The 12,954-nt window shown below is 58.9% G+C and carries 10 protein-coding genes; 6 read left to right on the top strand and 4 right to left on the bottom strand.

Going from position 1 to position 12,954, the window contains the following annotated elements:
* Nucleotides 1-17 precede the first annotated feature (17 nt).
* On the bottom strand, nucleotides 18-1,913 hold the full coding sequence (locus BGO89_12430) for an arginine decarboxylase (GenBank protein ID OJX57285.1): 1,896 nt from the start codon (nucleotides 1,911-1,913) through the stop codon (nucleotides 18-20).
* A 107-nt stretch (nucleotides 1,914-2,020) separates the two neighbouring features.
* Between BGO89_12430 and BGO89_12425 the strand changes: the two genes are divergently transcribed.
* The 5 genes from BGO89_12425 (at nucleotide 2,021) to BGO89_12405 (ending at nucleotide 8,024) form a co-directional block, all read left to right on the top strand.
* Complete coding sequence (locus BGO89_12425) at nucleotides 2,021-2,488, top strand: hypothetical protein (protein ID OJX57284.1); 468 nt, start codon at nucleotides 2,021-2,023, stop codon at nucleotides 2,486-2,488.
* A gap of 143 nt (nucleotides 2,489-2,631) precedes the next feature.
* Nucleotides 2,632-5,040 carry a DNA topoisomerase I gene (locus BGO89_12420; GenBank protein ID OJX57283.1) on the top strand — a complete coding sequence of 803 codons (2,409 nt, stop codon included), beginning with the start codon at nucleotides 2,632-2,634 and terminating at the stop codon, nucleotides 5,038-5,040.
* Between the two features lie 544 nt (nucleotides 5,041-5,584).
* Entirely contained in the window at nucleotides 5,585-6,079 is a 495-nt protein-coding gene (locus BGO89_12415; GenBank protein ID OJX57282.1) for a hypothetical protein, read from the top strand.
* Between the two features lie 21 nt (nucleotides 6,080-6,100).
* Entirely contained in the window at nucleotides 6,101-6,556 is a 456-nt protein-coding gene (locus tag BGO89_12410) for a hypothetical protein (GenBank protein OJX57281.1), read from the top strand.
* A gap of 103 nt (nucleotides 6,557-6,659) precedes the next feature.
* Nucleotides 6,660-8,024, top strand: coding sequence for a hypothetical protein (locus tag BGO89_12405; GenBank protein OJX57280.1), 1,365 nt, complete (start codon nucleotides 6,660-6,662; stop codon nucleotides 8,022-8,024).
* Nucleotides 8,025-8,413: 389 nt separating this feature from the next.
* Here the strand turns inward: BGO89_12405 and BGO89_12400 are convergent, their stop codons facing one another.
* A complete protein-coding gene (locus BGO89_12400; GenBank protein OJX57279.1) occupies nucleotides 8,414-10,570 on the bottom strand; it encodes a glutamine synthetase type III in 2,157 nt (718 codons plus the stop codon).
* 50 nt (nucleotides 10,571-10,620) lie between these two features.
* Nucleotides 10,621-11,076, bottom strand: a complete 456-nt coding sequence (locus BGO89_12395) for a hypothetical protein (protein ID OJX57278.1) — start codon at nucleotides 11,074-11,076, stop codon at nucleotides 10,621-10,623.
* A 58-nt stretch (nucleotides 11,077-11,134) separates the two neighbouring features.
* Here BGO89_12395 and BGO89_12390 point away from each other — a divergent pair, with 58 nt between their 5' ends.
* Nucleotides 11,135-11,824: a monofunctional biosynthetic peptidoglycan transglycosylase gene (locus BGO89_12390; GenBank protein OJX57277.1), complete on the top strand. Its 690-nt coding sequence runs from the start codon at nucleotides 11,135-11,137 to the stop codon at nucleotides 11,822-11,824.
* 14 nt (nucleotides 11,825-11,838) lie between these two features.
* On the opposite strand, the gene BGO89_12385 is transcribed toward BGO89_12390, so the two are convergent.
* Nucleotides 11,839-12,945 (bottom strand): hypothetical protein, encoded by a 1,107-nt coding sequence (locus tag BGO89_12385; GenBank protein ID OJX57391.1) that lies wholly within the window; start codon nucleotides 12,943-12,945, stop codon nucleotides 11,839-11,841.
* Nucleotides 12,946-12,954 lie beyond the last annotated feature (9 nt).

The raw sequence follows: 12,954 nt of genomic DNA, 5'->3' as shown, positions 1-12,954 counted from the left end.
GAACGCCAACGAGTCGATTATTCTTCAAGGTAGGTGTATCCGTAGAGGCCTGAACGATAGATGGCGAGGAATTCCTTGCCTTCCTGCATGGTGATCCGCTTCTCCTTGATCGAGGACGTCACCCACGCTTCCATCGTGCGCACGAGTTTCTTGCCGTTGAATTGTACGTAGTCGAGAACGTCGGCCACGGATTCGCCGTCGATGACCTGCTGGACTTCGTGTCCCTTGTCCGTACAGACGATGTGGACGGCATTCGTGTCACCGAAGAGATTGTGGAGGTCACCCAGGATTTCCTGATAGGCGCCCACCAGGAAGACGGCCATGTAGTACGGCTCGTCTTCCCGCAGTTCGTGCAGCGGGAGCGAATGGGAGAAGTCGCGGACACCGATGAAGTGATCGATCTTCCCGTCCGAATCGCAGGTGATGTCCTGCAGTGTCGCGTTCCGTGTCGGCTTCTCGACGAGGCGATGGATGGGCATGATCGGGAACAGTTGATCGATGGCCCAGGAGTCCGGCAGCGACTGGAAGAGCGAGAAGTTACAGAAGTACTTGTCGGCGAGCAGCTTCGGCAACGCACGCAGCTCGTCGGGCACCTGCTTCAGCTCGGCCGACATGTCGTTGATCTTCAGGGCCATCGACCAGTACAGCTTTTCGGTAAGGGCGCGGGACTTGAGATCGAGGAGTCCGAGCGAGAACCGGTCCAGTGCCTCTTCCCGCAACTGCTGCGCATCGTGCCAGGCTTCCAGCATCGTGCGGCTGTTGAGGGATTGCATGATGGTATGCATTTCTCGGACGATGTCGTGGTCCTTCTTCGTCACCCTGTCCTTCGACGTCCAGCGCGGGACGCTCGTCGTTTCGAGGACGTTGAAGATCAGGACGCTGTGGTGCGCCGTCAGGGCACGGCCCGACTCCGTGATGATGTTCGGATGCGGGAGGTTGTGCTTCGTCGCGGCGTCCTGCATCGTGGCGATGGCATCGTTGGCGTATTCCTGGATCGAATAGTTGATGCTGGACGACACGGAGGAGCGCGAACCGTCATAGTCCACACCGAGTCCCCCGCCGATGTCCACGAACTGGACGTTGGCGCCGAGCTGCATCATATGGACGTAGAACTGGGACACTTCCCGTAATCCGGCCTTGATCTTGCGGATGTTGGTGATCTGGCTGCCGAGGTGGAAGTGGATCAGTTTCACGCAGTCCAGCAGTGAGTTCTCGCGGGCATAGTCCACGGCTTCGAGCAGTTCGGAGGCGTTCAGCCCGAACTTCGAATGGTCTCCGCCGGATTCCTCCCACTTGCCGGAACCCGACGCCGCCAGCTTGATGCGGATACCGATGTTCGGCCGCACCTTCACCCGTTCGGCCACGGACTTGATCAGCCGCAGCTCGTTCAGCTTCTCCACCACGATGAAGATGCGCTTGCCCATCTTCTGGGCCAGCAGCGCCAGCTCGATGAATTCCTCGTCCTTGTAGCCATTGCAGATGATCAGGGCTTCGGGGTTGTCCATGATGGCCAGCACGGCATGGAGTTCCGGCTTGGAACCTGCTTCGAGGCCGATATTGAACTTCTTCCCGTGACGGACCAGCTCCTCGACGACGGGCCGCTGCTGGTTCACCTTGATGGGATAGACGCTATAGTAGTTGCCGCTGTAGTTGTATTCGACGGCGGCTTTCTGGAAGCAACCGGAGATCTTCTCGATCCGGTCGTCGAGAATATCGGGGAAACGCAACAGGACAGGAACGCTCACATCCCGCAGGGCCAGCTCGTCGACGAGCTCCTTCAGATCGATCTGGGACCCCTTGGCCTTGCGTGGCATGACCACGACGTTGCCCCGTGCATTGATGCTGAAGTATCCTATGCCCCAGCCGGATACGTTATAGAGTTCCATGGAATCTTCGGCACGCCACTTGCGCATGTACGACTCCGTTACCTCGAAGGGTGTGGTGAGAAATTGAGGCGCGAAATTAATGAAATGTCAGGGGTTTACGCCCTCTCGCCGGGCGTCGACTATATTTGTGTCCCATGGCACAACACACCGACCTCGATACGCTCAAGCAGCAGTTCGCGGACTTCCTGAAACGGAAGAAGTACCGCAACACGCAGGAGCGCTATAAAGTCCTCGACCGGATCGCCGAACTCGACCGGCATTTCAGCGCCGACGAGCTCTACGTATACATGAATACGCACGGCGACCGCATCTCGCGGGCCACCATCTATTCCACCCTGGACCTCCTCACCAAGTGCAACATCCTGATGAAGCACAGGTTCCAGGGCGACAGCGCGCACTACGAGCTTTCTTCCCGCATGCCGGACCACGACCACCTGATCTGCATCGAATGCGGCCGCATCACGGAGTTCCGGGAGAAAACCATCGACGAGATCCGCCAGCGCGTGAGCGAAGAACTCGGCTTCAGGCCCCTCAGCCACTCGCTCCAGATCTTCGCCGTCTGCAAGGATCCGGTGAACTGTGAGTACAACAAGGGCGAATGAAGTCTTGCATTCCCGACTTTTTTCGTGATTTTATTTCGCGCGCGTGGCACAACCATGTCACGTTGGACGTATGACTCCCTACCGGAGTCGGTGCACGGAGCACCACCGTTTCCGATACCGACTGCCGCACAACACCAACACGTATGAAAAATCTTGTGATCGTCGAGTCGCCCTCCAAGGCGAAGACCATACAGAAGTATCTCGGGGACGATTTCACCGTGACTTCCTGCATGGGCCACATCCGCGACTTGCCGGGCAACGACAAGGCCATCGACATCGAACACGACTTCGAACCCGTATACGAGATATCGGAGGACAAGAAGAAAATCGTCGCCGACCTCAAGAAGATGGCGAAGCAGGCCGAAACAGTCTGGCTGGCGAGCGACGAAGACCGTGAGGGCGAGGCCATCGCCTGGCACCTCACGGAAGCCCTGGAACTCCCTGCCCCGAAGACTCGCCGCATCGTCTTCCATGAAATCACCAAGCCCGCCATCCTCAAGGCCATCGAGCATCCCCGGAACGTGGACCGCAACCTGGTGGACGCCCAGCAGGCACGCCGCGTTCTGGACCGGCTGGTTGGCTACGGCCTCTCGCCGGTGCTGTGGAGGAAGATCCAGAAGAATCTCTCTGCCGGCCGCGTCCAGTCCGTCGCCGTACGCCTCGTCGTGGAACGGGAACGCGAGATCCAGAACTTCACGTCCACCAGCCAGTTCAAGATCACGGCCGAATTCGACGTCAACGGCAAGACGCTGACGGCCGAACTGCCGAAGCGCTTCGATACCGAAGAGGAGGCACGGGCCTTCCTGGAACGCTGCAAGGGCGCCGTCTATTCGATCGCGAACCTCGAGACCAAGCCGGCGAAGAAGAGCCCTTCGGCTCCCTTCACCACGTCGACGCTCCAGCAGGAAGCGAGCCGCAAGCTCGGATACTCGCTGTCCCGCACGATGAAGCTGGCCCAGGATCTCTACGAAGGCGGCCATATCACCTACATGCGTACGGACTCGGTGAATCTCTCCGAGCTGGCCATCGGAGCGGCACGCGACGAGGTACGGTCCTCCTTCGGTGCCGACTACAGCAATCCGAAGAACTTCACCACGAAGGTCGCCAGCGCCCAGGAAGCGCACGAGGCCATCCGGCCTACGGACTTCTCACGCAGGACGGCCGGTGAATCCGATCCGCACAAGAAGCTGTACGACCTCATCTACAAGCGGGCCATCGCTTCCCAGATGGCCGACGCCCGTATCGAGCGCACCATCGCCACGATCAGCATCTCCACGATGCCCGAAACGCTGACGGCGACGGGCGAAGTGCTGGTCTTCGACGGTTTCCTGAAGGTCTACCTGGAATCGACCGACGAAGAACAGGACGAGGAGAATTCGAAGATGCTGCCTCCACTGACGGTGGGCGACATGCTCGGTCTGAGGACCCTGCAGGCGCAGGAACGCTATGCACGGCCTCCGGCACGGTACACGGAAGCGAGCCTCGTGAAGAAGCTTGAAGAGCTCGGTATCGGCCGGCCGTCCACCTATGCCCCCACCATCTCCACCATCCAGGCACGGCAGTACGTCGTGAAGGAGGACCGCGACGGCCGCCAGCGCGAAGTACGCGTGCTGACGCTGGCCAAGGACGAGATCACGCGCCGCGTCGACCTCGAGAACACCGGCGCGGAGAAGTCCAAGCTCTTCCCCACCGATATCGGCGGCGTGGTGACGGACTTCCTTACCAAGCACTTCGACGACATCATGGACTACAACTTCACGGCCAACGTGGAGAAGCAATTCGACGAGATCGCCCAGGGTCATATCAGATGGAACGATATGATCCGCGACTTCTACGTACCGTTCGAGGAAGAGGTCAAGCGCACCAGTGCCACGGCCGAACGGCAGAGCGGTGAACGTCACATCGGTATCGATCCCAAATCGGGCAAGAACGTCTACGTCCGCCTCGGACGCTACGGTCCGCTGGCCCAGATCGGCGATGCCGACGATCCCGACAAGAGGCAGAAGGGCCTGCCGGGAACGTTGTCCATCAACACCATCTCGCTCGAGGAGGCGCTCGAACTCTTCAAGTTCCCCCTGCCCGTCGGCGATTTCGAAGGCAGCGTGATGGAAGTCAAGGTCGGTCGCTTCGGTCCTTACATCGAACACAACGGCGCCTTCTATTCCATTCCGAAGGGCGAGGACCCGCACACGGTCACGCAGACGCGGGCCATCGAGATCATCGAAGCACGGCGTATCGCCCTGGCCGAGCGGACCATCAAGGAGTTTCCGGAAGATCCGACGGTGAAGATCCTCAAGGGTCGCTGGGGACCATATATCGTCGTGGGCAAGCAGAACGTGCGAATCCCGAAGGGTACGGATGCAGCCACGCTGACGCTCGAGGAATGTCTGCAGCTCGCAGCCCAGCAGGCCCCGGCTCCGAAGAAGGCAGCGGCGAAGAAGACGGCCGAACAGGCCCCTGTCGCGAAGAAAACCGCAGCGAAGAAGACACCTGCGAAGAAGGCCGCGAAAAAGACGGCTGCGAAGAAAGCCGCCAGGAAGACGACGAAGTAACCATCACGACAGACGAAATCCATCCCGGGCCCGACGTATCCACCGATCGGGCCCGATTCGTTTCACCCACCCCGATGCGATCCACCCATGGCTACCTTTCGGCCTCTTCAGCCGGAGTACCCGCCGTCCACGATCGACATGGTGAAAGTCCCATATCGATCGTCCCGATGAACATCACACTTCCTATCATATACGATGAAACCTTTTCCCGCGTTCGCTGTTGTTGATGGAGTTCGGTAGGAACCTCGGACGGTCAGATACGCACGGAATACGATATCCGATAGTTCGACGTAGTGCATGATGCGTGGCCTTCGAAGGACGGCGCGATCCATAGCTTTTCCATAGATGATACGCCCATAGCCGTCCATCCATTCGATAGATATATCTCCAGGCCGCACGGAGCGGCCACATATTCCATATTCATTCCTTCGAGGAGGGTCTCATGGTACGTCTACTTATCTGTTCACTGGTATTCTGTCTTGCTGCGGCAAGCAGTTGGGCACAGGGCCCCGACAAAGGGCGTAATCAGGCGGAAACGACGCAGGTGTGCAAGCCCGACTGCCTGAGCGACAACTTCATCTGCTACGAGAATGTGACATGGACGATGTATGGCTGTAGCTGGACCGCATACTACTGCTATCGGAAGGCTTGCGGCATCTGGTGCGATGTCCAGCCGATCTCCGTCTACTGCAATACCAATCCACCATGTATGACGCTGACTCCGTCCCAGGTCTTCGAGATGGCTGCCAAGCAGATCATCTACGATGTTTCCCTTACGAAGGGGCTACTGGACTGCATCCCGACGGCGGAAGGACAATGCCGCCCGAACTGGCGCGTGACGTCGTCGTCATGCTGGAAATGGCACCTCGTTGCCGGCCCCGTTCCCGACTGGCGCGTCACCATCTGCGAAGTCAATACCTGCTGCCTCTTCCTCTACGAGATGTGCATCATCGACGGTGAGTATCAGATCAGACGGCTCTCGTCGTCCACCGATCCTACGCCGTGTCCTTCCGGATGCATGAAGGTCTGCAACGAATAAACAACTGAAAGGAACAATCTCATGAAACTGTTCGTGATCGCAGCATGCACGCTTTGCATGTGTATGATGACGGCCCATGCGCAGACACCATCGCAGAAGCCCGGTGAACGTCCGTGGGTGATCGACATGAATGACGGCTCTCAGTGGGTGTCTACCGACAACGGCAAGAACTGGCAGCCACGAACGGCAGACCGGAAGAAGATATCGAAGGAAGCTACCGCGCCCGGGGGCTTCACGATATCGCGTCTCGACGCTTCGGGGCTTGCCATTACCCTACCCGGCGAAACCACCGGTACGGGAACCATCATGGTAACTGATATTCTCGGCAATATTCTGTATCATGACAATGTTACACTGAGTCAGGGACGAAAGTTCGAAGTCAGAGGTAGTGTCTCGTCGTTCCCGAATACGGTACTCGCTGTCACCGTCAAGATCGGTGAACGTGTCTATCGTGAGGTCGTTTCTCCCGTGAAATAGATCCAGAAGTGCAATGGATCCAGAATACGACAAAGCATCGTCGACATGGCGGGGCCCCCTTGGGCTCCGCCATGATGTTACAGTAGTGCCAGGTTGTTCCAGTATGATCATCGCTACGCTGGTTCTGTGCGCGACACTCCATGCATCCCCGGTCCTCCCGCAGCAGGACAGTCTCGATCACCCGGAGGAAGTGGACTGGTTCCCTGTGGTACAGCGCGTACTGCCACCTCTCGTGGATGGTACGAAGGACCGATATCACACCTTCGGCTTCCTGCGTTCCGCAAGTGATGATGATTCGATCCTTACGGCATGTTCCACAGGTCCGGGCCATCCCGTCATCCTCCGGTCGACGGACTTCGGTTCCACATGGAACGTGGCCTACGATCCGGGTTATCAGGGATACGACGACGTCCCGAAGGACGGGGCGAGTGTTCCCGACGGCTTCGTATGCTACGTCATGAACCGGGGACGCGTCATCATCAGTCGTGATGCAGGACGGACCTGGCATGAACAGCGATTGGACACCATCGCCAACATCAATGCCGTCGACTTCATCGACCCGATGAACGGCATCCTGCGATGGGGCTACCGCGGCGTCGATGCACTGAGGACGTCGGACGGCGGCAATACGTGGGATTCGGTACGGATCACCGGGGTCTACGTCAACTCCGCCAGCTCCGTGATAGATATTGCCATGACCGGCCTCGACACGTGGACCATCTTCCGGGGTTATCAGGATACGACATGGTCATATGTCACCCGGGATGGCGGTACGACATGGAACATGACCACGCTTCCTCCGCGTGCGCTTACGATGAAGAGAATGGGAGGCTCCAGGCTATGGGCCTTCTGCCTCAATTATCTGCATCCTGATGATCTCTCCGATTTCCGCACCTACGACGAAGTATGGGAAAGCGAGGATGCCGGCCTTACGTGGAAGCGATTGATCAAGGCGAACGTCGCACCTCCGTGGGGTGTCCGCGATGCCGTCCGTATCGGCGGAGGCCTTCAGGTAGTCGGCGGCAGTGCGAACAAGTTGTACTTCGTGGAGCAGGGCGACTGGAAGGTGCAGAAAGTCGACGCATTCGGCCTTCCCGAGGCTGCTGTCCGCAACCTCCATCGGCATCGCGAGAACGTGATCTTCGGCACGATAGGCCCCGACTTCTTCCGTATGACCTACGTCCCGTCTCATACGTCTTCCGTCGATGACGATGGAACCTCGTCGCCGCCGACATCGATGGTCCATGCCTCGCCCGGAAGCCGCGTTGCGATCGGCCGTCCACTCGGAAGCGATCCCGTGCTCCATGCAACGACCCTTGACGGCAGCGATGTTCCCTACTGCTTTTCCATCGACGATGGCGGGAATCCGGCACTCATCGTTCATCGTACGACTGCACACGGAATCTATGCCGTCACGATCGATCGTGGAAGCAACAACATCCATCGGATGTTATTGATCGTACGATGAGCACCGATACGACAATACACGATGATACATGTTCACGTGTCCACCATTGTCGACGAAGCTCGGGAATCACAAGTCGTTCGGCTGGACAGGATCACGTGCATAGCATGATGACAGCCGGTCCGCATCACGTTGACGAGTTCGACATCGCGACGTTGATGGACGGCTCGACAACATGGTACATATCCGGATTCCGCGCCATTCTGGACACCCTTCGCCCGGGCGGATGCATCGACATCCAATCACACGAAGCGGTCATCAACGCCCACGCATCGTTTCGCCGCCGTCGGAGACGAAGACCTCCACCCCTGCGTATCCATCGAAGGACAATACGTATAGATAGAACGGAAAGGGCCCCCGACAGGGAGCCCTCGATGTTCGTTCGGACAGGATCACTTCACGAAGAGCATTTCGCGATATCCGGGTAACGGCCACTGATGGACCGCTACGACACGCTCCAGCGCATCGGCCGCCTTGCGTACCGCTGCCATCGCAGGCAGGACGTTGACCTGCATATGATGGGCCTTCTGATGCACTTCTTCGCCGCCGAGATCCATGTTCTGCGTACGCAGATGCTCCAGTGCGTCGGACAACTGGTCCACGTGTTCGCGGACACGGGAGACGGTGCGGTCGACGGCCGACGATGCGGTGACGGCGATCGATGCCACGTCCCGCAGATAGGCCAGTGCTCCAGGAAGCAGCTGCGTCTGTGCGATCCACTCCGTCGTCTCCCCTTCGATGTTCACGCCCTTGAAGTACTGGTCGAACATGATTTCCTCACGTGCTTCGAGCTCACGCTTCGATAGTACGCCCCACGCCTCGAACAGCGCGACGTTCTTCTTCTGGGTCAGCAGCGGAATCGCGTCCATCGCCGTCGGAAGGTTCAGCAGCCCGCGTTTCTCGGCTTCCTTGTGCCACTTCTGCGCATATCCATCGCCATTGAAGATCACGCGGCGGTGCGCACCGTAGACTTCCTTGAGGACATCGATCAATGCCGCTTCGAACGTCTGCTTCTTCTTCATGCGTGCTTCGATCATGAGCGTCATGGCTTCGATCGATTCGGCGGCGATCGTATTCAGCACCGTCGTCGGGAAGGACACGCTCTGGCTGCTTCCCACGGCCCTGAACTCGAATTTGTTGCCGGTGAATGCGAACGGTGACGTGCGATTGCGGTCGCCAGCATGACGCGGCAGTGGCGGCAGGACCGGGGTACCCAGGCCCAGCAGGCCCGAGCGCTTCGTTGCACCACCCTTGCCCGACAGCAGACGGTCGTAGATCTCCGTCAACTCGTCCCCGAGGAAGATGGACACGATAGCGGGCGGAGCCTCATTGGCACCGAGGCGATGGTCGTTCTGTGCCGAGGCCACGGAGATACGCAGGAGGTCCTGATGGATGTCCACGGCACGGATCACGGCAGCACAGAAGAACAGGAACTGCATGTTGTCGTGCGGTGTGTCTCCGGGCTCGAGCAGATTCATTCCCGTATCCGTCGACATCGACCAGTTCAGGTGTTTGCCCGATCCGTTGACACCGGCGAAGGGCTTTTCATGCAGCAGACAGACCAGGCCGTAACGGCGTGCCGTAGTGCGCAGCACCTGCATCACGAGCTGCTGATGGTCGGCGGCCACGTTGCTCTGTTCGAAGATCGGCGCCACTTCGAACTGACCGGGTGCCACCTCGTTGTGACGCGTCTTGATCGGAATGCCGAGAGCATACAACTGATGCTCGGAGTCGGCCATGAAGGAGAGGATGCGATCCGGAATCGAGCCGAAGTAATGATCCTCCAGTTCCTGACCTCGCGGGGGCTTCGCGCCGAAGAGCGTACGACCGCACATCACGAGATCCGGACGACGATAGTAGAACTCCTCGTCGATCAGGAAGTATTCCTGTTCGACACCGCAGGTACTGCCGACTGCCGATACGTCGGTCACACCGAAGAGGGAGAGTGCGCGCTTCGCGCTGTTGTTGAGCGACTGCATCGAACGCAGCAGCGGCGTCTTGAGGTCGAGAGCTTCTCCCGTCCACGAGGCGAAGGCCGTAGGAATGCACAGCGTGGCACCGTTGCTGTGGCGGATGATGAAGGCAGGAGACGTCGGATCCCATGCCGTGTATCCGCGTGCTTCGAACGTGGCGCGCAGACCACCGCTCGGAAACGAGGATGCATCGGGCTCACCCACGATGAGCTCCTTGCCCGAGAACTGCGAGATCGCCGAACCGTCGCCGGCAGGTACGAGGAAGCTCTCGTGCTTCTCGGCCGTCGAGCCCGTCAGGGGCTGGAACCAGTGCGTATAGTGCGACGCACCCTTTTCCATCGCCCATGTCTTCATGGCCAGAGCGACGGTGTCGGCGATGGCTGGATCGATGGCGTCACCGCGTTCCATCGTCGATTGAAGGGAACGCCATGCCGTCTTGCTCAACCTCTGACGCAGCTCCTCCATCGTCAGCACGTCCGAGGCGAATACGTCGTTGACGACGGAGCTGGGATTCGGCGCCGTCTTCCCGTCCATTCTCCAGTTGCGGGCTGCGGCAAGGATATCGTAATGTGGCATCGTTGATGTTCTGTTGGTGTTGGATGTTGGTTGCGGAATTGACTGCGGCATCATTCGACAGGTGTGATCGACAGCGTCTCCTTATGGGTGCTCAGCACCACGTTCGTCTGCGTGCGGGTTACTCCCCTCCATTGCTGGATGGTGGACAACAACTGCTCCAAAGCCGACGTATTTTTGACGCGCACCTTGATGAGGTGCGATGCCGTGCCCGTGATGGCATGGCATTCCTGGATGTCCTTGCGTTGACGGCACTGGCGCCGGAAGGAGTCGTAGTTGGCGCTGGAGTCGATGTCGACGAAGATGAATGCCGCCACGTCGAGCCCGCATTCCACGGGATCGAGAAGGGCCGTATACTCGCGGATGACTCCCTGCTCTTCGAGTTTGCGCACGTGATCGCTCACGGTCGGCACCGACGTCCCGATCCGCTCGGCGATATCGCTGAGGCTGAGACGGGCATTCTCCTGCAGAAGAGTGAGGATCAGACGGTCGCGATCTCGAAGAGACATTTTATGCTCGTAAAGTTTTTACGTCGCGAACTTAAATCTTTTAAGAAAATCACACAAGATGATTAAAAATATTCTCGTCTGGATATGGCGAACGCTGGTCGCAGGGCTGGTGGGATCGGTTCTCGTCGTGGTCCTGTTCCGCTTCGTTCCGCCCGCCATCACACCGCTGATGGCGAAGCGTCTGGTGGAAGCTCCGTTCAGGGGAGACAGGATGACGATCGTCCATCGGTGGGTATCGTACGACGACATCGCGCCGTCGCTGCTTCGTGCCGTTCAGGCCGGGGAGGATGCGGGATTCCTGCGTCATGGTGGTATCGACTGGAAAGCCGTCGATCGTGCACAGAAGGCGAATCCGGGACGGATCAAACGTGGCAAGCCGCCGCTGGGTGCATCGACCATCACGATGCAGACGTCGAAGAACGTCTTCCTCCTGCCCTACCGGAACATGATCAGGAAGGCGGCCGAAGTTTACTTCACCTACCTCACCGAGGCGCTGTGGGGGAAGAAACGCATTCTCGAAGTCTACGTGAACATGATCGAGTGGGGAGATGGCATCTATGGCGCAGAAGCGGGTGCACGGACCTATTTCGGCGTCCGTGCATCGGCGCTCACGGCCGATCAGGCGGCGCGTATGGCGGCCGTCGTTCCGAATCCACGACGCTTCCACGCGGATACACCGAGCAGTTATACGAAGAAGCGGACGAGTTTCATCAGGGGGCGGATGGGCGGGATTCCCCTGCCCAAGTGATCAGGAGCGAACGATCAGGACTGCGCGTCCTGACGGCATATGTCGATCGCCGTACGCATATCCTCCGGCGGTTCGGCCTCGAAGTCGAGCGGCTCCCGCGTGATGGGATGCGTGAAGCCGAGCGTGCGTGCATGCAAGGCCTGACGCGACATGCAGGCGAGAATACGTTGAGCCGTACGCTTGTAGAGATGGTGTACGCCATTGAGTGCCGACTCGCGTCCACCGTAGTCCGCATCGCCGACGATGGGATGCTTCAGGCTCGACATATGGACGCGGATCTGATGCGTACGTCCTGTGCGAAGCTTGCACTTCACCAGCGTCGCGCAGGAATAGCGCTCGAGCACCGTGTACTCCGTGGCGGCGTACTTGCCTCCGCGGTCGACGACGGAATAGGTCTTCCTGTTACGCGGATTCCGGCCGATCTCCGTTTCGATGAGTCCCCTGTCCTCCTTCACGACTCCCCACACAAGGGCGTGATATTCACGGCGAACGGTACGGTCGCGGAACTGATTCGCGAGAGCCAGCGTAGCCTGATAGGTCTTGCCCACGACGATGAGGCCGGACGTGTCCTTGTCGAGCCGATGCACGATTCCGGGACGTACTTCGGATGAGCTGAAGAGCTGCGATTCGTCGAAGGAAAGTTCATCGTCCTCCACCTCCGCATCGGCCGACTCGTTCTTGTCGGATGCATCCGCCTCCTCTTCCTCGTCGTCTCCCCACGATTCGCGTCTACCCAGGACGTCGATCGGCTCCTTCACTCCCATCTTGAACAGCATGGCGTTGACGAGTGTACCCGACCTGTTCCCGAATCCGGGATGCGTCGACATACCCGCCGGTTTGACGAGGACCATCAGGTAGGGATCGTCATAGACGACATCGACGGGAAGATCCTGCGGAATCAGTTGCAGTGGTGGTGGCTTCATCACGGTCACACGGATGACGTCACCCGGCTTGACCTTGTAGTTCGAGCGCGATGGTGCATCGTTCACTGTGACCGAGCCACGTTCGATGGCCTTCTGCACACGCGACCGCGTGGCATGGATGATGGAATGCGTGATGAATGCGTCGAGCCGTTCCGGACGCTGCTTGGCCGGAATCACGAACTGATAGATATGTTCTATACGTTCGGG

Source organism: Candidatus Kapaibacterium thiocyanatum (genome assembly GCA_001899175.1).
Lineage (GTDB): Bacteria > Bacteroidota > Ignavibacteria > Kapaibacteriales > Kapaibacteriaceae > Kapaibacterium > Kapaibacterium thiocyanatum.
The sequence above is the reverse complement of the archived record's forward strand: the minus strand, read 5'-3'. Positions and strand labels throughout refer to the sequence as shown.